General features: G+C 71.0%; 13 protein-coding genes. 3 read left to right on the top strand and 10 right to left on the bottom strand.

Annotated features, from left to right (window positions below; all coding sequences use genetic code 11):
• Positions 1-171 precede the first annotated feature (171 nt).
• Entirely contained in the window at positions 172-1,584 is a 1,413-nt protein-coding gene (gene proS, locus ACZ7L7_RS20405; protein ID WP_472076737.1) for a proline--tRNA ligase, read from the bottom strand.
• A 198-nt stretch (positions 1,585-1,782) separates the two neighbouring features.
• Here proS and ACZ7L7_RS20400 point away from each other — a divergent pair, with 198 nt between their 5' ends.
• Positions 1,783-2,619 (top strand): class I SAM-dependent methyltransferase, encoded by an 837-nt coding sequence (locus tag ACZ7L7_RS20400; protein WP_285513660.1) that lies wholly within the window; start codon positions 1,783-1,785, stop codon positions 2,617-2,619.
• Positions 2,620-2,688: 69 nt separating this feature from the next.
• Here ACZ7L7_RS20400 and ffh read toward each other — a convergent pair whose 3' ends face one another.
• The 5 genes from ffh to nsdA all read right to left on the bottom strand — a co-directional run bounded on the left by ffh (position 2,689) and on the right by nsdA (position 10,232).
• The gene (gene ffh, locus ACZ7L7_RS20395) at positions 2,689-4,242 is read right to left on the bottom strand and encodes a signal recognition particle protein (protein WP_285513659.1); all 1,554 of its coding nucleotides are present in this window, start codon (positions 4,240-4,242) and stop codon (positions 2,689-2,691) included.
• A gap of 83 nt (positions 4,243-4,325) precedes the next feature.
• Positions 4,326-6,776, bottom strand: a complete 2,451-nt coding sequence (locus tag ACZ7L7_RS20390) for a [protein-PII] uridylyltransferase (RefSeq protein WP_285513658.1) — start codon at positions 6,774-6,776, stop codon at positions 4,326-4,328.
• A gap of 37 nt (positions 6,777-6,813) precedes the next feature.
• Positions 6,814-7,152 (bottom strand): P-II family nitrogen regulator, encoded by a 339-nt coding sequence (locus ACZ7L7_RS20385; RefSeq protein ID WP_003997576.1) that lies wholly within the window; start codon positions 7,150-7,152, stop codon positions 6,814-6,816.
• A complete protein-coding gene (locus ACZ7L7_RS20380) occupies positions 7,149-8,432 on the bottom strand; it encodes an ammonium transporter (RefSeq protein ID WP_285513657.1) in 1,284 nt (427 codons plus the stop codon). The genes ACZ7L7_RS20385 and ACZ7L7_RS20380 overlap by 4 nt, the downstream gene beginning before the upstream one ends.
• A 318-nt stretch (positions 8,433-8,750) precedes the next feature.
• Positions 8,751-10,232 (bottom strand): transcriptional repressor NsdA, encoded by a 1,482-nt coding sequence (gene nsdA / locus ACZ7L7_RS20375; protein ID WP_472076735.1) that lies wholly within the window; start codon positions 10,230-10,232, stop codon positions 8,751-8,753.
• A 456-nt stretch (positions 10,233-10,688) separates the two neighbouring features.
• Between nsdA and ACZ7L7_RS20370 the strand changes: the two genes are divergently transcribed.
• A complete protein-coding gene (locus tag ACZ7L7_RS20370) occupies positions 10,689-11,345 on the top strand; it encodes a bifunctional DNA primase/polymerase (RefSeq protein WP_471431358.1) in 657 nt (218 codons plus the stop codon).
• A gap of 78 nt (positions 11,346-11,423) precedes the next feature.
• On the opposite strand, the gene ftsY is transcribed toward ACZ7L7_RS20370, so the two are convergent.
• The gene (gene ftsY / locus ACZ7L7_RS20365) at positions 11,424-12,635 is read right to left on the bottom strand and encodes a signal recognition particle-docking protein FtsY (RefSeq protein WP_471431356.1); all 1,212 of its coding nucleotides are present in this window, start codon (positions 12,633-12,635) and stop codon (positions 11,424-11,426) included.
• Positions 12,636-12,740: 105 nt separating this feature from the next.
• Between ftsY and ACZ7L7_RS20360 the strand changes: the two genes are divergently transcribed.
• Positions 12,741-13,709 (top strand): LLM class flavin-dependent oxidoreductase, encoded by a 969-nt coding sequence (locus ACZ7L7_RS20360; protein WP_472076733.1) that lies wholly within the window; start codon positions 12,741-12,743, stop codon positions 13,707-13,709.
• 116 nt (positions 13,710-13,825) lie between these two features.
• On the opposite strand, the gene ACZ7L7_RS20355 is transcribed toward ACZ7L7_RS20360, so the two are convergent.
• From ACZ7L7_RS20355 to ACZ7L7_RS20345, 3 genes are all read right to left on the bottom strand, one after another.
• Positions 13,826-15,241: a sugar porter family MFS transporter gene (locus ACZ7L7_RS20355; RefSeq protein WP_472076731.1), complete on the bottom strand. Its 1,416-nt coding sequence runs from the start codon at positions 15,239-15,241 to the stop codon at positions 13,826-13,828.
• A gap of 211 nt (positions 15,242-15,452) precedes the next feature.
• Complete coding sequence (gene smc / locus ACZ7L7_RS20350) at positions 15,453-19,007, bottom strand: chromosome segregation protein SMC (protein ID WP_472076729.1); 3,555 nt, start codon at positions 19,005-19,007, stop codon at positions 15,453-15,455.
• Positions 19,008-19,220: 213 nt separating this feature from the next.
• Positions 19,221-19,424, bottom strand: a complete 204-nt coding sequence (locus tag ACZ7L7_RS20345) for a hypothetical protein (protein WP_058922942.1) — start codon at positions 19,422-19,424, stop codon at positions 19,221-19,223.
• Positions 19,425-19,529 lie beyond the last annotated feature (105 nt).

Below are 19,529 nucleotides of genomic sequence, written 5' to 3'. Positions count from 1 at the left end.
TCCCGACGAGGGCGGGTGCGCTGATCTGCGGATAACCCTCGCAGCTCAGGCCAAGCCGGTGCGTAGTCTGACGTACGCACCGGCGCGTAGGCCGTCTCCGTGCGCCGGGGTGCGAGTGTCACGCCGGAACGCAAGAGCCCTTTCGGTCGCTCTCGCGTCTACCGTCCCGTATCAGTAAGCGCGCGCGACGATCGCGACGTTACCGGGCGCCTTGTCGTCGTCCGGCACCGACCCGTCCTCGGCGACCAGACACCGTACGGTCACCGCGTGCTCGGCGAGCCGCGCCTCGCCCTCTTCGCCGAGGTCGGCCCAGGGAATGCGGGCCCAGCCGGTGGCGGCCGCCTCCACCGCCTCCTCGATCGTGGAGACCTCGGCGGTGCGCGACTCGCGGCGCTCCCGGGACTGCCGCAGCAGCAGCGCCTGGTCCTCGTCCAGGAACCCCGGAACCAGTTCCACGAGGGCGTCCACCGCCACCGGCTCCTTGCCGCCCGGGATGCGGCGCGCCACCATCGCGGTGCCGTTCTCCAGGTCCCGCGGACCGACCTCGACGCGCAGCGGCACGCCCTTGAGCTCCCAGTCCACCGCGCGCCGCCCGAACGGCGTGTCCGTGCGGTCGTCGACCTGGACGCGGATGCCCGCCGCCTTCAGCCGGTCGCCGATCTCGCGGACCTTGGCCAGAACCGCCTCGTCGCCCTTGATCGCCAGCACGACGACCTGGATCTGCGCCAACCGCGGCGGGACCCGCAGACCGTTGTCATCCCCGTGAGTCATCACCAGGGCGCCGATCATCCGGGTGGTCGAACCCCAGGAGGTCTGCCAGACCAGTTCCTGGCGGCCCTCCTTCGACAGGTACGAGGTGTTGAACGCCTTGGCGAAGTTCTGCCCCAGCTCATGGCTGGTCGCCATCTGCAGCGCCTTGCCGTCGCCCATCATCCCTTCCAGGGTGAGGGTGTTGATGGCGCCCGCGAACCGCTCCTTGACCGTCTTGCGGCCCGGGACGACGTCCATGGCGAGGACGTTCACCATGAAGTCCTCGTACACCTTGCGATGAATGTGCGCCGCGAAGTCCCGGGCGTCCTCATAGGTGGCGTGAGCCGTATGGCCCTCCTGCCACAGGAACTCCGTGGTGCGCAGGAACAACCGGGGCCGCAGCTCCCAACGCACCACGTTCGCCCACTGGTTGATCAGCAGCGGCAGATCGCGGTAGCTCTGCACCCACTTCGCGAAGTAGTCATTGATGATCATCTCGGAGGTGGGGCGGACCACCGCCGGCTCCTCCAGCTCCTTGCCGCCGCCGTGCGTCACCACCGCCAGCTCGGGCGCGAAACCCTCGACGTGGTCGGCCTCCCTGACGAAGTACGACTGCGGGATCAGCAGTGGGAAGTACGCGTTCTGGGTGCCCGTCTCCTTGATGCGGGCGTCCATCTCCGCCTGCATCCGCTCCCACAGTCCGTACCCGTACGGTCGGATCACCATGGTGCCGCGCACCGGCCCGTTGTCGGCCAGCTCGGCCTTGTTGATCAGATCCTGGTACCAGCGCGGGAAGTCGTCGGCCCGCGGGGTGAGAACGGGTGCTTTTGCCATGGCGCGATCGTACGGGCCCAGGTTGCCGGAATGTGAATTCTCGCCACAGACGCTCCCCGGCCACAAGCAGGGCCCGACAACCCCTGGACGCCGGGTCGAGCGCGGAGTTACCTGACATACGGGGGGAGAGCGAGCGCACGTCACGGGGGCCAAGGAAACGGGCACATCAGCAACTCTCGGCGGATTGGGGCGCTTTCGATGACACCTACGCTCGTGCGACACCACCTGTCCCACGCGGGGCCCGCGGCCCGTGTGGACCTGTGGGCACGCGCGCGTGACTGGTCCGAGATCCAGGAGCGGATGCTCGTCCCGCTCTACGAGGCCGTCTACGAACGGCTCGAAGTGGGCCCCGGCACCCGGCTGTTGGGCCTGGGCTGCGGCTCCGGGCTGGCCCTGGTGATGGCCGCCGCGAGAGGCGCCGCGATCACCGGCGTCGAACCCTCCTCCCCCGAGCGGTTCGCGCTAGCCCGGCAGCGCCTGCTCCCCGACACCTGGGACGCACGCGCGCGTGAGGCCCGGTTGGTACGCGGCACCCCCCTGGACGCGGCCGACGCGGAGACGCCCGCGTACACCCTGGTGACCGCCTTCGAACCGATCGGATGCCTCGCGGGCGACGCGGAAGGACTCGGCGAACTGCTTCAAGGGGCGAAGCCGCTCGCCGAGCGCGGAGCGGCCGTGGTGCTGGCCGGCTGGGGTCCGCCGGAACGCTGCACCACGGCGTCCGTGCTGCACGCCACCACGGGACCGGCCGAGCCGGTACGCGCCTCCTGCCGCGACGACCTGGAGGAGGTCGTCCGGGAGGCCGGGCTGCGCCCCGACGGCTCCGGACGGGTGGCCTGCCCCTTCGGCTACGCCGACCTCGACAGCGCGGTCCGCGGACTGCTGTCCACCGGGCTGTTCGACCCGGCCCTCGCCGCGAGCGACCCGGCGCAGGTGGAGAAGGAACTCACCGAGGCACTCCACCCCCACCAGCGCCCCGACGGCACCGTGTGGATGCCGAATGTGTTCCGGTACCTGATCGCCCGCGTCCCCTGACCCGACGCCCCCGGTACGCACCGAGGGCGCCCCTGCCGGAACAGGGACGCCCTCGCGTACGGCCGGATGTCAGCCCATGAACTTCTTGAACTCGTCCGGGAGCTCGAAGTCCTGACCGGCCTGCTGGCCCGGCAGCCCGAAGGCGTTGCCGCCCTGGGCCGCGGCCGCGCGCCGGGCGGCCTCCTCGGCCTCCTGCTGCTTGCGCTTCATCGGGTTGCCCGAGCGCTGCTTGCCCTTGGCCTTCTTCGGCTGCTTCTTCGAACGGCCGGGGCCGCCGCCCATGCCCGGCATCCCCGGCATGCCCGGCATACCGCCGCCCTGGGCCATGCGGGACATCATCTTGCGGGCCTCGAAGAACCGCTCGACCAGGTTCTTCACGGCGCTGACCTCGACGCCGGAGCCCTTGGCGATACGGGCGCGGCGCGAGCCGTTGATGATCGTCGGGTCCTGGCGCTCGGCCGGGGTCATCGACTTGATGATCGCGGCGGTGCGGTCGACGTCCCGCTCGTCGAGGTTGTTGATCTGGTCCTTGATCTGCCCCATGCCGGGCAGCATGCCGAGCAGCTTGCTGATGCTGCCCATCTTCCGGACCTGCTCCATCTGGGCCAGGAAGTCGTCCAGGGTGAAGTCCTGGCCCTTCTTGGACGCCAGCTTGGAGGCCATCTTCTGGGCCTCTTCCTGGCTGAACGTCTTCTCCGCCTGCTCGATCAGGGTGAGCAGGTCACCCATGTCGAGGATGCGGGAGGCCATCCGGTCCGGGTGGAAGGCGTCGAAGTCGTCCAGCTTCTCGCCGTTGGAGGCGAACATGATCGGCTTGCCGGTGATCTGCCGGATCGACAGGGCGGCACCACCGCGGGCGTCACCGTCGAGCTTGGAGAGCACCACGCCGTCGAAGCCGACGCCGTCGCGGAACGCCTCGGCGGTGTTGACGGCGTCCTGACCGATCATGGCGTCGACGACGAAGAGGATCTCGTCGGGGCTGACCGCGTCCCGGATGTCCGCGGCCTGCTGCATCATCTCCTGGTCGATGCCCAGGCGGCCGGCGGTGTCGACGATCACGATGTCGTGGACGCGGGACTTCGCGAAGTCGATGGAGTCCTTGGCGACCTTCACCGGGTCACCGACGCCGTTGCCCGGCTCCGGCGCGTACACCGCGACACCGGCGCGCTCGGCGACGACGCTGAGCTGGTTCACGGCGTTGGGCCGCTGGAGGTCGCAGGCGACCAGCAGCGGGGAGTGGCCCTGCTCCTTCAGCCACCGGCCGAGCTTGCCCGCGAGGGTGGTCTTACCGGCACCCTGCAGACCGGCCAGCATGATCACGGTGGGCGGCTGCTTGGCGAAGCGCAGCCGGCGGGTCTCGCCGCCGAGGATGGTGACCAGCTCGTCATTGACGATCTTGAGCACCTGTTGCGCGGGATTCAGCGCCTTGGAGACCTCGGCACCGAGCGCACGCTCCTTGACGTTCTTGATGAACGTCCGCACGACGGGGAGGGCCACGTCGGCTTCGAGGAGCGCGATACGGATTTCGCGCGCGGTGGCGTCGATGTCCGCCTCGGAGAGCCGTCCCTTGCCGCGCAGGTTCTTGAAAGTCGCTGAGAGGCGATCGGAGAGAGTATCGAACACGGCGCTCGCGGTCCTCGGGGTCGGTGGCAGCTGGGAATCGCCCTCAAGGGTATCCCGGCGACAGGACTCGCCGGGATCCCCGTTCAGCCACGCAGTGTCTCCTCCAGCTTCCGGGCCACGGCCGCCGCCTCCTCGCGGGGCAGGGGCTCGCCTTTGGCGCCTGTGACATAGAACGCGTCCACGGCGTTGGCGCCCAGTGTGCTGACGTGGGCGCTGCGGACCCGGACCTTGGCGTCCTCCAGGGCGCGGCCGATGCGGAACAGCATCCCGGGCGCGTCCTGGGCGCGGACCTCGATCACCGTGGCCAGGCGGGAGGCGGCCGGGTGGACGGTGACGCGAGCGGGCGGGGCCACCACGCCCCGGCGGCGCGGATACGCCGCGTCCCGCTCCGCCAGCCGCCCCGCGATGTCCAGGGAGCCGTCCAGGGCGCGGACCAGGTCGGCGCGCAGCCGGGCGGCCTGCGGCAGGGAGCCGTACTCGGCGGCGACCCGCCAGTTCAGCAGCAGGACGGAGCCCTCGACGCCGTCGGGGAGGTCCATGGCGCGCAGCTCGGCGGTGCGGACGGTCAGGCGGTGCATGGCGAGGACGCCGGCCACCGCGGGCAGCACGCCGGGCTGGTCGGGCACGGCGATGAGCAGTTCGACGCCGAGCGGCTCGGGGTCGCCGGAGGGCTGGTCGTCGGCCGGGGGCTCGGTCTGGGCACGCAGGGCCAGGACGGGGCTGCCGGTGGCGACCGATTCGATGGCGAGCCGTTCCTGCTCGGCGGTGGGCGCGGCGGCCTCCGGCTCCTCCTCGGGGATGTCCCCGGCGAGCAGTGCGGAGACGCGTTTGACGAGGTCGGCGACGAGGGAGCCGCGCCAGGAGGACCAGGCGGCGGGCCCGGTGGCCAGCGCGTCGGCCTCGGTCAGCGCGTGCAGCAGCTCCAGGGTGCCCTGGGTGCGGACGGCGTCGGCGACCGAGCGGACGGTGGCCGGGTCCTCCAGGTCGCGCCGGGTGGCGGTGTCGACGAGCAGCAGGTGGTGGCGTACGAGGGTGGCCAGTACGGCGGCGTCCTCGCGGTCGAAGCCGATGCGGGCGGCGACATCGCGGGCGATGATCTCGCCGGCCACCGAGTGGTCGCCGGGCCAGCCCTTGCCGATGTCGTGCAGCAGCGCGGCGACCAGGAGCAGGTCGGGGCGGTGGACGCGGCGGGTGAACTCGGAGGCGCGTACGGCCGTCTCGATCAGGTGCCGGTCGACGGTCCAGATGTGCACGGCGTTGCGCTGGGGGCGGCAGCGCACCCGCTCCCAGTCCGGCAGCAGGCGGGTGATCAGGCCCTCGGCCTCCAGCGCCTCCCAGACCTCGATGGTGGGGCGGCCGGAGCCGAGCAGGGTGACGAGCTGTTCGCGGGCCTCGGCGGGCCAGGGCGTGGGCAGCGGGCGGGTGGTGGCCGCGAGGCGCCGTACGGCGTGCAGGGACAGGGGCAGTCCGGCCTGGGCGGCGGCGGCAGCGGCGCGCAGGGGGAGCACGGGGTCGCGTTCGGGGCGCGCGGCACGGGCGAGCACGACCTCGCCGTCCTGTTCCACGACGCCCTCGGCGAGCGGCGAGCGCTCCGCGGTCTGCTTGCCCCCGCCCAGCATGGCGCGCAGCCGGGGCCGCACGGCGCGCGAGCGCAGTACGCGCCCCACTTCGCGCCAGGTGACATCGCTGGCGTAGGAGATGACCCGCGCCGCCTCGTACACCTGGCGGAGCAGGGTGTCGGCGTCGAGCAGGCCCATCTCGGCGGCGACCTGGTCCTGCTCCTGGAGCGCGAGCCGGTCGGTGGCGCGCCCGGTCGCCAGGTGCAGGGCGTCGCGTACGTCGAGCAGTCGGCGCCGGGCGTCGTCGAGGCCCTCGCGGGGGGCGTCGGCGAGCCAGGAGGCGGCGACGGCGCGCAGGATGGTGGCGTCGCGCAGACCGCCGCGGGCCTCCTTGAGGTCGGGTTCGAGGAGGTACTGCAGTTCGCCCTGGCGCTGGGCGCGCTCGGTGGACAGTTCCAGCAGTTCGGGCAGGCGCTTGGGCGCCTGGTTGCGCCAGTCGGCGAGGACGGCGGTGCGCAGTGAGGCGGTCAGTCCGAGGTCGCCGGCGATGTGGCGGGCGTCCAGCAGTCCGAGCTGGACCTTGAGGTCCTCCCCCGCCGTCTTGCGGGCCTCGGCCGGGGTGCGTACCGAGTGGTCGAGGGCGAGGCCCAGGTCCCAGACCGGGTACCAGATCCGGTCGGCCAGGGCGGCGACGGCGTCCGCGTCGCCGCCGTCGTGCAGCAGGAGCAGGTCCAGGTCGCTGCGCGGGGACAGCTCGCCGCGGCCGTAGCCGCCGACGGCCACCAGGGAGACCCCGCGCATGCCCTCCGCCCCGGCGGCGAAGAGGCCGGTGAGCCATTCGTCGGTCAGGTCCGCGAGGGCTGTACGGCGCGGCGGCCCGGACCGCGCCCCCTCGGTGAGGAGGCGCAGCCGGGCCGCCGCGTAGCCGCTGGGTCCCGAGTCATCTGCTTCTTTCCGCATGTCCGTACTCGTCACCCAGCGACTCCCGTCTTTACTTCTCTGCTTGCTTCCGTCAGAGCGCGTCGGGGCCGCGCTCGCCGGTGCGGACCCGTACGGCCGTCTCGACCGGCAGGGACCAGACCTTGCCGTCACCGATCTTGCCGGTTCGGGCGGCCTTGACGATGACGTCGATCAGCTGCTCGGCGTCGTCGTCCTCGGCCAGGACCTCGATGCGGATCTTCGGGACCAGGTCCACGGTGTACTCGGCACCGCGGTAGACCTCGGTGTGGCCGCGCTGCCGGCCGTAGCCGCTGGCCTCGGTGACCGTCAGGCCGTGCACTCCGAAGGCCTGGAGGGCTTCCTTGATCTCGTCGAGCCGGTGGGGCTTGACGACGGCGGTGATGAGCTTCATGCGTCAACCTTCTTGTTGTCACCGGCCGGGGCACTCGGCGCGGGCGTGGCGGAGGAGGAGATGTGGGATCCGGCCGCGCTGCTGAAGTCGTATGCAGTCTCCGCGTGGGCGGCCTGGTCGATGCCCGCGATCTCGTCGTCCTCGGCGGCACGGAACCCTATGGTCTTCTTGATCAGGAAGGCCAGGATCCAGGTGACCACGAAGGTGTAGCCCATGACCGCGAAGGCGCCGATGGCCTGCGAGAGGAACTGGTCCCCGCCGCCGACCCCGCCGATGGCGAGGAAGCCGACCATCAGGGTGCCGATGAGGCCGCCGACCATGTGGACGCCGACGACGTCCAGGGAGTCGTCGTAGCCCAGCTTGTACTTGAGGCTGACGGCCCAGGAGCAGACCGCGCCGGCGACGACACCGATGAGCATGGCGCCGAAGGCGTTGACGTTGCCGCCGGAGGGCGTGATCGCGACCAGACCGGCGATGGCGCCGGAGCAGGCACCGAGGGTGGTGAAGGCGCCGTGCCGGATGCGCTCGTAGATCAGCCAGCCGATGACGGCGGCGGCGGTCGCGATCTGGGTGTTGATCGCCATCATCGCGGTGGTGCCGTCGACACCCAGCTCGGAGCCCGCGTTGAAGCCGAACCAGCCGAACCACAGCAGGGCGGTGCCGAGCAGGACGAGCGGCAGGTTGTGCGGCCGCATCGGGTCCTTCTTGAAGCCGACCCGCTTACCGACCACGAGGACCGCGGCGAGGGCGCCGACGCCGGCGTTGATGTGGACGGCCGTACCACCGGCGAAGTCGATGATGGCCGGGTCGAGCTGGGCCAGCCAGCCACCGCCCCAGACCCAGTGGGCGACCGGGAAGTAGACCACGGTGACCCAGAGGGCGATGAAGACCATCCAGGAGCTGAACTTGACGCGGTCGGCGAGGGCGCCGCTCATCAGAGCCGCGGTGATCACGGCGAACAGCATCTGGAAGAGGATGAAGGCGAAGACGGAGATCTCGTTGCCGGTGAAGCTCTCCATCGTGCTGTCGGCGTTGATGCCCTTCAGCCCGATCAGGTCGAAGTTGCCGATGAAGCCACCGACGTCACCACTGAAGGCGAGGGAGTATCCGTACAGCACCCACAGGATGCTGACGATGCCCAGCGAGATGAAGGACATCATCAGCATGTTGAGGACGCTCTTGGAGCGCACCATGCCGCCGTAGAACAGGGCCAGGCCAGGCGTCATCAACATGACGAGCGCTGCACTGATCAATACGAATCCGGTATCTGTGCCGTTCAATGCCGGTATCTCCTCGTCTTGGATACGGCCCCGTGCGGGCGAAGCCTGAGCGGATTGAGGGGTGGGCCGGTTATGCGCCATGAGATTGGCGCAGCGCGGTTTCGGTAGAAGCCCCTCGTTGTTTCGCCGCCGTGACGAAGGCACCGTGTGTGTTACGCGTCGATGAACTGCCGGATTGAGGCGGTCTCGATCGTTATCGTGGCGCAACCTTCGCAGGAAGGTATGGGCCGGCCGCGGGCGGCCTTCCGATGACCTGGCATGGGGGAGCCGAGTCGGGCAGTTCGGGAGGGCCGGCCGCGGCCGGGGTTCACGGGGTGATCAGACGGCTTCCGCGGTCTCCGGGAGTTCCACGGCGAGCCGGTCGGTGAGGTCGACGATCTCGTGCACGTCACCGAAATCGCGTACGGCCGTGTCGACCGTCTTGCGGATACGGGTGTTGACGCGCTCGGAGCGGACCTTCTTGGCGATGCGCATGGCGTCGGTGGCGTACCGCGCGCTGTGCTCCGGCTCGCGCTGGAGGAGGTGGACGGTGGCCATGCCGATGAGGTTGAGCGCGTAGGAGCGCTGGTGTTCGGCGTCCTGGGCGAAGAGGTCGACGGCCTTGGTCATCAGGGGTTCGGCCAGGGAGGCGTAGCTGGGGCTGCGGCCCGCGACATAGGCGAGGTCGCGGTAGGAGTGGGAGTTCTCGGCGTACAGCTCGGCCTCGGAGAAGAAGCGGATCCAGTCGGGGTCGGGCTCGTCCCACTCCTCGGCCTCGGTGAAGGTGTCCTCGGCCATCCGTACCGCGCGCTTGCACTTGCCGGGCTGGCCCATGTTGGCGTAGGCGCGGGCCTCCATCGCATACAGCATGGCCTGGGTGCGCGGGCTCGCGCAGTCGCGGCTGCCGTACTGGGCGAGGTGGATCAGTTCCAGGGCGTCGTCGGGGCGGCCGAGGTGGATCATCTGGCGGCTCATGCTGGACAGCACATACGAGCCGAGGGGGCGGTCGCCGGCCTCCTTGGCGGCGTGCAGCGCCAGGACGAAGTACTTCTGGGCGGTGGGCTGCAGGCCGACGTCGTAGGACATCCAGCCGGCCAGCTCGGCGAGTTCGGCGGCGACCTTGAAGAGCTTGCGGCCGGTGGCCTCGGGGTGGGGTTCCTGGAGCAGGTCGGTGACCTCGTGCAGCTGGCCGACGACCGCCTTGCGGCGCAGTCCGCCGCCGCACTGGGCGTCCCACTGGCGGAACATCACCGTGGTGGACTCCAGCAGCTCCAGCTCGGGCTTGGAGAGGCGGCCGCGGCGGGGCTGGAGGACCGGTTCGGGTTCGCTGCGCGGGGCGGACGGGGCCGGGACCAGCCAGCGCTGCATGGGCTCGATGAGGGACGGGCCCGCCGACAGGCCCAGCGAGGTCCCGAGGAAGCCGCGCCGCGCCAGCATCAGGTCGCTGCGCGAGAACTCGCTGAGCAGGGCCACGGTCTGCGGGCCCGTCCAGGGCAGGTCCACGCCGGACACCGAGGGTGACTGGCGGGCGGCGCGCAGGCCGAGGTCCTCGACGGAGACGACACAGCCGAACCGCTCGGAGAACAGCTCGGACAGGATCCGCGGGATCGGCTCGCGCGGGTTCTCGCCGTCCAGCCAGCGGCGGACCCGCGAGGTGTCGGTGGAGATGTGGTTGGCACCCAACTGGCGGGCCCGGCGGTTGACTTGGCGGGCGAGTTCGCCCTTCGACCAGCCGCTGCGCACGAACCAGGACGTGAGCAGTTCGTTCGGGCGCTTGTCAGCGTTCATAGCGTTCGTGCCGCTTCCGCTGGTGCCGCTCACTGGAAGCCCCCATCCCTTGGACCACTTGTCACCGAGTGCGCCAAGCCCTATCAGAATGCCGGTAAATACGGCCGCCCGTCCGGGAGTTCTCACCCTTCGAACGGAAAGCCGAGTTGCCTCCGGCATACCCACGAGTGCATGTGCCCCCGGGAGTCGTGCACTCAAAGTAGTCCTACGATCACCCGTCCAGCCATGGCGTTCGCGGAAACGCCACCATTCGCCACCCCTTCGAATGAACTCACGGGCGGCTCCGCACGATTCACTTGACATAGACAGACCGGGAGTGGGCGGAGCGATGCACTCAGGGGCGCGCACCGTCGGCGCACGACCCGGGATGCTTCCGAGCGCCGCCTGGAATGCGTGGAGGCGGGCACGGGAGAGCGCAGGGTGAACACAGAGGGTCACGTTCCGCATTCGCGTCGTAACCACTGACGCGCCGGGCCCGTTGGAGGGGGCATGGGCTTCACGATCGCCGGCATCCGCGACATCCGCTCCGGCACGCGCCGACGCGGCCGTTCGTCGGAGTGCACCGCCGTCGCCGAGTTCACCGGACTGTGGGGCTGGGACGTGGTGCCGGGCGCACGGGCGGCGGCGGGCTCCTGCTCCTGCGGCCGCGCGGACTGCCGGGCCCCGGGCGCCCACCCCCTGGACTTCGCCCCCGTGATCCCGGCCGGCGCCACCCTCGACGAAGTGACCCGCGCCTGGGCGGAGTTCCCCGGCGCCGCGGTGATGCTGCCGCTCGGCCGCGCGTTCGACGTGATCGAGGTCGCCGAACCGGCCGGGCGCCGCGCGCTGGCCCGGCTGGAGCGGATGGGCCTGCCGGTCGGCCCGGTCACCGCCACCCCCGACGGCCGCGCCCACTTCTTCGTCGCCCCCGGCGCCGCCGCGGAACTCCCCGAGCTGCTCTACCGCATGGGCTGGGACGACCCGGCCGCCCTGGACCTGCGGGGCCTCGGCCCCGGCGAGCACATCACGGCCCCGCCGTCCGACCGCGGCGGCCTCGGCCCGGTCCGCTGGCTGCGCTCCCCCGCCCTGGACGCGGCGACGAAACCCCCGGCTGCCCGCCTGCTGCTCGGCACGCTGGCGTACGTCGCGCACCGGTCGCGCGCGTAGCGTTCCGTCCGTACGACGAAGCGCCCGCCCCCAGCCGGACTGGGAGGCGGGCGCTTCGCGTGGGCGGGTATCCGGGCGTCACTCCCCGATAAGGGCGTCAACGAACGCCTCCGGCACGAACGGGGCCAGGTCGTCCGCGCCCTCGCCGAGGCCGACCAGCTTGACCGGCACGCCCAGCTCGCGCTGCACGGCGATCACGATGCCGCCCTTGGCCGTGCCGTCCAGCTTGGTCAGCACGATGCCGGTGATGTCCACGACCTCGGCGAAGACCCGCGCCTGCACCAGGCCGTTCTGTCCGGTCGTGGCGTCCAGCACGAGGAGCACCTCGTCCAGCGGCGCGTGCTTCTCCACGACCCGCTTGACCTTGCCCAGCTCGTCCATGAGGCCGGTCTTGGTGTGCAGCCGGCCGGCGGTGTCGATGAGGACGACGTCGGAGCCCAGCTCCTTGCCCTCCTTGACCGCGTCGAACGCGACGGAGGCCGGGTCGCCGCCCTCCGGACCGCGCACGGTGTGGGCGCCGACCCGCTCGCCCCAGGTCTGGAGCTGGTCGGCGGCGGCGGCCCGGAAGGTGTCGGCGGCGCCCAGGACGACGCTGTTGCCGTCGGCGACCAGCACCCGGGCGAGCTTGCCGGTGGTGGTGGTCTTGCCGGTGCCGTTGACCCCGACAACCATCACGATCCCGGGCTTGCGGTCCTCCGGCTCGGTCCGCACGGTGCGGTCCATGTCGGTGCCGACCAGCTTGAGCAGCTCCTCGCGCAACAGGCCGCGCAGCTCCTCGGGGGTGCGGGTGCCGAGCACCTTCACCCGCTCGCGCAGGCCGTCGACCAGCTCCTGGGTGGGCTGCACACCGACGTCGGCGGTGAGCAGGGTGTCCTCGATCTCCTCCCAGGTGTCCTCGTCCAGGTGCTCGCGCGAGAGCAGCGTGAGCAGGCCCTTGCCGAGTGCGTTCTGGGAGCGGGAGAGCCTGGCGCGGAGCCGCACCAGACGGCCCTCGGTGGGCTCGGGGACCTCGATCTCGGTCGGCGGGAGCTCCTCGACGACCGGTGGTTCCTCGACGGCGACCCCGGTCGAGCCGTCCGGTAGGTCCACCTCCTCTATCGTCCGGCGCGGCTCGTCGCGCGGCGTCTCGGCCTCGTCGCCGACGTGCGGCTCGGCCGGAGGGGCGGTGATGTCGGGGGCTGCGGGGGGCGGCGGGGGCAGCTGCTTCTTGCGCCGGCTGCCGACGACGAGCCCGCCGAGCACGCCGAGCACGACCACGGCGATGACTACAGCAAGGATGACGATGTCCATAACGGGTCCAGTATCAGCCATGGAGTACGACGACACCGCTCTGGATGTCTGACACACCGTCAGCTAACGTCCTCCCCCACACCCGCCAGGTGAAGGGGGACCCCCATGCCCGTCACGGTCGTCCGCTTCAACCTCGTCGCGCCCGGCGCGACCCCCGCCGAGCTCTCCGCGCGCTACAGGGCCGCCCTCACGATGGCCGCGTACGCCGACGAGCACGGCGTGACCACGGTCCAGACGGAGGAGCACCACGGCGTCGACAACAACTGGCTGCCGTCCCCGTTCGCCTTCGCGGCGGCCGTCTTCGGCGCCACCGAGCGGATCGCGGTCACGGTGTCGGCGGTGATCGGCCCGCTGCACGACCCGCTGCGGCTGGCCGAGGAGATCGCCGTACTGGACCTGATCAGCGGCGGCCGTCTGGTGACGGTGGCCGGGATCGGGTACCGCCCCGAGGAGTACGCCCTGTTCGACGTGGACTGGAAGCGGCGCGGCAGGCTCCAGGACGAGCTGCTGGAGACCCTGCTGCGGGCGTGGACGGGTGAGCCGTTCGAGTACCGGGGCCGTACGGTACGTATCACTCCGCGCCCGTTCACCGAGCCGCACCCGCTGCTGCTGGTCGGCGGCTCCTCCAAGGCCGCCGCACGCCGGGCCGCCCGGCTCGGCCTGCCGTTCTTCCCGAGCGCGCACCTGCCTCAGCTGGAGGCGTACTACAAGGAACGGCTGACCGAGTACGGCACCGAGGGCTGGACGATGATGCCGGCCGCCGAGACGCCGCTGCTGCACGTCACCGAGGACCCGGACCGGGCGTGGGCCGAGTACGGCGGGCACTTCCTGCACGAGGCGCGCACGTACGCCTCCTGGCAGTCCGGGGACATCCGCTCGGCCGTCCGGTCGGCGGCGGGCACGGTGGAGGAGCTGCGCGCGGAGGGCGTGTACCGGATCGTGACGCCGGACGAGTGCGTGGCGCTGGGCCTGGACAACCTGGTCCTGCATCCGCTCGCCGGCGGCATGCCCGAGAATGAGGGGTGGCGCAGCCTCAGGCTGTTCTGCGAAGACGTACTGCCCCGGCTCACCTGACCTGAACCGGGGCAGTACGCGTCCTCAAAGGGACGAGGAGAGGGGCAGCGGGGACTTGGCCCTTCTCCTCGGGCTTGTGGGGAGTCCCCTCGGGCTCGTGGGGAGCCGTGCGGGACTCAGCCCATGTCCTCCAGCTTCTTGCCCTTGGTCTCGGGCACGAACTTGAGGATGAAGGGGATGGAGAGGAAGGCGAACACCGCGTACATGACGTAGGTGAGCGACAGGTTCCACTCCGCCAGGTCCGGGAACGTGATCGTGATGACCCAGTTGGCGATCCACTGGGCCGAGGCAGCGACACCGAGGGCGGCGGCGCGGATCTTGTTCGGGAAGACCTCGCCGAGCATGACCCAGACCACCACGCCCCAGGACAGGGCGAAGAAGAGGACGAAGGCGTTGGCGGCGATCAGCGCCGTGGCGCCCTGGAGGGTGGGCAGCGGGTCGTTGCCGTTCTGGTAGGAGAAGGCCCAGGCGGCGGCCGCCAGCGAGACGCCCATGCCGACGGAGCCGATCAGGGCCAGCGGCTTGCGGCCGATCCGGTCGACGAAGATCATCGCGATCACGGTGCCGATGATGTTGATGATCGAGGTCTCGAACGAGTAGAAGAACGAGCTCGACGGGTCCACGCCGACGGACTGCCAGAGCAGGTTCGAGTAGTAGAAGATGACGTTGATGCCGACCAGCTGCTGGAAGACGGAGAGTCCGATACCGATCCAGACGATCGGCAGCAGCCCGAAGCGGCCGCCCAGCAGGTCCCGGAAGGTCGACTTGTGGTCGCCGCGCACTGCGTCGTCGATCTCGGCGACCCGGGCGTCGAGGTCGATGTCGCCCTCGACGTCGGCGAGCACCTTCTTGGCCTCGTCGACCCGGCCGACGCTGATCAGGAAGCGCGGGGACTCGGGGATGGCGAACGACAGCAGGCCGTAGACCAGGGCCGGGACGACCATCACGCCGAGCATCCACTGCCAGGACTCAAGCCCCGCGACCGTTCCGCGCTCGTCGCCGTCGGCCATGTTGAGGATGGCCCAGTTGACCAGCTGGGAGACGGCGATGCCGATGACGATGGCGGCCTGCTGGAAGGAGGCGAGCCGGCCGCGGTAGGCGGGCGGGGCGACCTCGGCGATGTAGGCGGGGCCGATGACGGAGGCCATACCGATGGCTATGCCGCCGAGCACGCGCCAGGCGGCCAGGTCCCAGGCGGCGAAGGGCAGACCGGAGCCGACGGCCGACACGGCGAACAGCACCGCCGCGATCTGCATGACCCGGATACGGCCGATGCGGTCCGCGATCCGGCCGGCGACGGCCGCACCGACGGCGCTGCCGAGCAGGGCGCAGGCGGCGACGGTTCCGGTGGCGCCCGAGCTCAGGTCGAACCGGTCCTGGATGCCGCCGTTGGCGCCGTTGATGACGGAGCTGTCGTAGCCGAACAGGAAACCGCCGAGGGCGGCCGCGGCCGTGATGAAGACGACGTGCCCGAGATGTTCGGGGTGCGTCGCCTTGGCTCCTGACTGGGGTGCCTGCGCAGTGCTGGTCACGTAGTACTCCTCGGGCCACCGGCAGCATCGCCGGATGGGGGTAGCCCTTCCTGTGGCCCGACGACTGCGCGCCACCACCTGAAGGTAAAAGCAACGTTGCAGACCCTATGTCTTCAAGTTTCGAAGTCAATAGGCAATCAGGTGTGAGATTGAGGGCAGGTGGAGTCCACTTGTGTTCACGACTTGAATGTAGGGGGAAGCCAGTGGGGATTCAGCGCAGCCGCTGTGAGATGACCTTGGACACACCGTCGCCCTGCATGGAGACGCCGTACAGTGCGTCGGCGACCTCCATGGTGCGCTTCTGATGGGTGATCACGATCAGCTGGGAGGCCTCCTGGAGCTCCTGCATGATGCGGATCAGCCGCTGGAGGTTGGTGTCGTCGAGGGCCGCCTCGACCTCGTCCATGACGTAGAACGGGCTGGGCCGGGCCTTGAAGATCGACACCAGCATGGCGACGGCGGTCAGTGACCGCTCGCCGCCGGAGAGCAGGCTCAGCCGCTTGACCTTCTTGCCCGGCGGACGCGCCTCCACGTCCACGCCGGTGGTCAGCATGTTGTCGGGGTCGGTCAGCACCAGGCGGCCCTCACCGCCGGGGAACAGCCTGCTGAAGACGCCCTCGAACTCCCGGGCGGTGTCCCGGTAGGCCTCGGTGAAGACCTGCTCGACGCGCTCGTCGACCTCCTTGACGACCTGGAGCAGATCGGCGCGGGTCTTCTTCAGGTCCTCAAGCTGCTCGCTGAGGAACTGGTGCCGCTCCTCCAGCGCCGCGAACTCCTCCAGCGCCAGCGGATTGACCTTGCCGAGCTGCTGGTAGGCCCGCTCGGCCGCCTTCAGCCGCTTCTCCTGCTCGGCGCGCACGAAGGGCCGGGGCCTGTTGCGCGGGTGCTCGGGGTCCTCGGGCAGCTCCTCGCCCTCGGCGGGCGGGGAGGGCGGTACGAGCTGGTGAGGGCCGTACTCCTCGACCAGCCCCGCCGGCTCGACGCCCAGCTCCTCCAGTGCCTTCGTCTCCAGCTGCTCGATCCGCAGCCGCTTCTCGGCGCCGAGCACCTCGCCGCGGTGCACCGAGTCGGTGAGCTTGTCCAGCTCGGCCTTCAGGTCGCGGCCGGTGGCGCGGGCGGCGGCCAGCTCCTGCTCCCGCCTGGCCTTGGCCGCCTCGGCGGCGGTGCGCTCCTCGGCGGCCCGCGCGAGGGACACCTCGACGTGCGCCAGCAGCTGCCGTGTTCCCGAGGCGACGGCCTCGGCGACCGCGGCCTCGTGCCGCAGCCGCGCCCGCCGCTGCTCGGCACGCGCGCGCGCCTCGCGTTCCGCGCGGGCGGCCCGGTCGAGCGAGTCGGCGCGTCCGGCCAGCCCCTTGACGCGCTCCTCGTGCGTACGGACCTGGAGGCGGGCCTCCATCTCGGTCTGGCGGGCGTTGGCGCCGTCGGCGTTCAGCCGGTCCCGCACGGAGGTGTCGGGCTCCTCCTCGACGGGCATCTCCTCGGCCACCGCCAGCCGTTCGGCGAGGATCTCGACCTCTTCGAGCGCCTTGTCCAGAGCCTCCTGGGCCCGCGCGGCGGCAGCCACGGCACGTTCCGCCTCTCCGGCCGCGCCCCGGGCCTGCCCGGCGAGACGGCCGAGCTGCTGGGCCACGGCCGACTTCTCGCGGTCGGCGGCGCGCCGCCGCTCGGCCAGCTCCTCCACGCGCGCCGCGCACTCCTTGCGGCGCTCCTGGGCGGCGCGCTGGGCCTCGGCCAGCTCCTCGCAGCGGACCGCCAGCTCCTCAAGCTCGGCGGCGGCCTCGTCGACCGACGCCTGCACCTCCAGCAGGCTCGGCGCCCCGGCGGAGCCGCCCTGCGCGAAGTGGGCGCCCAACAGGTCCCCTTCGCCGGTGACCGCGGTGAGGTGGGGGTGGGCGTAGACCAGGTCCTCGGCGTCCTCCAGGGTGCCGACGACGACGATCCCGGCGAGCAGGCGCCGTACGGCCGGCATCAGCTCGGCGGGGCCGCGCACGAAGTCGGCGGCGCGGGGTGCGGGCGTGTCGGCGCCCTCCGCGGCCGGGGCCTCCGGCGCCCCGGTGAGCAGCAGGGAGGCGCGGCCCGCGTCCTGCTTGCGCAGCAGCCGGATCGCCTCGGCCGCAGCGGACGGTGTCGTGGCCGCGAGGGCGTCGGCCGCAGCGCCGAGGGCGGAGGCCAGCGGGACCTCGTAGCCCGGGGTGATGGTGAGCAGTTCCGCGGCCGGGCCGAGAAGTCCGGTCAGGCGGTCCCGGGCGCCCAGCAGTGCCCCGGTGCCGTCCTTGCGGCGCAGCCCCAGGGCCAGGGCCTCGTGGCGGGCCTGGGTGGCGGCGCGGGCGCGCTCCGCCGCGGTGGCCGCCTCCCGAGCCGCCGAGAGGGCCGTCTCCGCCTCGGCGAGGGCTGTTTTCGCGGCCTCGTGCTGTTCGGCGAGTTCCGAGTCGTCCGCGTCGAGGCCGTCGACCTCGGCCTTGAGCGCCTCGTACTCCTCCTGGGCGGCGACCGCCCGCTCCTGGGCCTCGTCGCGGGCGGCGGCGAGCCGGTCGATCTCGGCCTGGGCGGCGGCGGCGCGCGAACGGGCCGCGTTGACCTGGCCGTTCAGCCGGGCCAATCCCTCACGGCGGTCGGCGATGGCGCGGGCCGCGTCCTTCAGACGCCGCTCCTCCAGGGCGAGTTCGCGCTCCAGTTCGGCGCGGTGGGCGACGGTGTCCTCCAGCGCGCGCTGGGCCGCCTCCAGGGCCGCTTCCAGCTCGGCCTCCTGCTCGCGGATGCGGGCGGCCTCGCGCTCCATGTCCTCGGGGTCACGGCCGCGCCGCTCCTCGGGCGGTGCGGAAGTGGCGCTCTTCACACGGGCGTCGGCGAGGGAGATCGTGCCGCGGACCCGCTCGGCGAGCTGGGAGAGCTCGTACCAGGTCTGCTGGGCCCGCTGGAGGCGCGGGGTGAGCTGCCGTACCTCGTCCTCCAGGAGGGCCTCGCGCTGGAGGGCCTTCTTCAGCTCCTGTTCGGCGGCTTCCTTGCGCTCCTTCAGGGCGGCCTCGTCGGCGACCTCCGCCTGAAGGGCCTCGCGCAGCCGGACGAGGTCGTCGGCGAGCAGGCGCAGGCGGGCGTCGCGCAGGTCGGCCTGGATGACGGCGGCCCGGCGGGCGACGGCGGCCTGGCGGCCGAGCGGCTTGAGCTGGCGGCGCAGTTCGTCGGTGAGGTCCTGCACGCGCGCGAGGTTGGCCTGCATCGCGTCGAGCTTGCGCAGCGCCTTTTCCTTGCGCTTCCTGTGCTTGAGGACGCCGGCGGCCTCCTCGATGAAGGCGCGGCGGCCCATGGGGTCGGCGTGCAGCACGGAGTCGAGCTGGCCCTGGCCGACGATGACGTGCATCTCGCGGCCGATGCCGGAGTCGGAGAGCAACTCCTGGATGTCGAGCAGGCGGCACGTGTCACCATTGATCTGGTACTCGCTGCCGCCGTTGCGGAACATGATCCGCGTGATGGTGACCTCGGAGTACTCGATGGGCAGCGCCCCGTCGGAGTTGTCGATGGTCAACGACACCTCGGCGCGGCCGAGCGGCGGACGCCCGGTGGTGCCCGCGAAGATGACGTCCTCCATCTTGCCGCCGCGCAGCGACTTCGCGCCCTGCTCGCCCATGACCCAGCTGAGCGCGTCCACGACATTGGACTTGCCCGAACCGTTCGGTCCGACGACACACGTGATGCCCGGTTCGAACCGGAGTGTGGTCGCCGAGGCGAACGACTTGAACCCGCGGAGGGTCAGGGCCTTGAGGTGCACGCCGCTGGACTCTACCTGGCGCGGATGTCTCACTCCATGAACGCGCGGTTTCACCCTTGAACATGCAGGGCACACCAAACGTTGAAGAGGCTGAAAGGATGCGTGGGGGAAAGAAAGAAGGGACGCCGAGGCGTCCCTTGCAGTTTCTGACAACTCAGCGGTTGATACGGGCAGCCCGACCGCCGTGTGTGCTGTCGTGGAGCAGTGCAGCGATCAGGTGAGCGCAGGCTCCGCCTGGTGTGCGTCGATGCTCTCCATGATCCTGTCGTGAGAAGCGGCAGCCGTCAGCGCGTCGTTCTCCGCCTGGATCCGTACGAGCTCGGATTCCAGGTCCTGTACGCGCTGCTGGAGCCGTCGCATCTCGGCGAGGAGTCGCGGGTCGGAGCCGCCGACGTAACCGAGAAGCGCCTTTGCCATGATGGATGGTCCTCCACAATGAGTGACCGACCGAAGCGGTGTGGGTCGTGAGGGATTCGCACCCACGGTGCTTGGCACTCTTGAGTTCTTGCTGCCGTTCTTACA

The sequence above is a fragment of the Streptomyces sp. NPDC110618 genome, from assembly GCF_055657065.1.
The sequence above is the reverse complement of the archived record's forward strand: the minus strand, read 5'-3'. Positions and strand labels throughout refer to the sequence as shown.

What these genes read in the sequence shown, in the direction of transcription:
- proS (WP_472076737.1), bottom strand. Translation starts at nt 1,584, where the DNA reads ATGGCAAAAGCACCCGTTCTCACCCCGCGGGCCGACGACTTCCCGCGC.
- ACZ7L7_RS20400 (WP_285513660.1), top strand. Translation starts at nt 1,783, where the DNA reads ATGACACCTACGCTCGTGCGACACCACCTGTCCCACGCGGGGCCCGCG.
- ACZ7L7_RS20385 (WP_003997576.1), bottom strand. Translation starts at nt 7,152, where the DNA reads ATGAAGCTCATCACCGCCGTCGTCAAGCCCCACCGGCTCGACGAGATC.
- ACZ7L7_RS20370 (WP_471431358.1), top strand. Translation starts at nt 10,689, where the DNA reads ATGGGCTTCACGATCGCCGGCATCCGCGACATCCGCTCCGGCACGCGC.
- ftsY (WP_471431356.1), bottom strand. Translation starts at nt 12,635, where the DNA reads ATGGACATCGTCATCCTTGCTGTAGTCATCGCCGTGGTCGTGCTCGGC.
- ACZ7L7_RS20360 (WP_472076733.1), top strand. Translation starts at nt 12,741, where the DNA reads ATGCCCGTCACGGTCGTCCGCTTCAACCTCGTCGCGCCCGGCGCGACC.
- ACZ7L7_RS20345 (WP_058922942.1), bottom strand. Translation starts at nt 19,424, where the DNA reads ATGGCAAAGGCGCTTCTCGGTTACGTCGGCGGCTCCGACCCGCGACTC.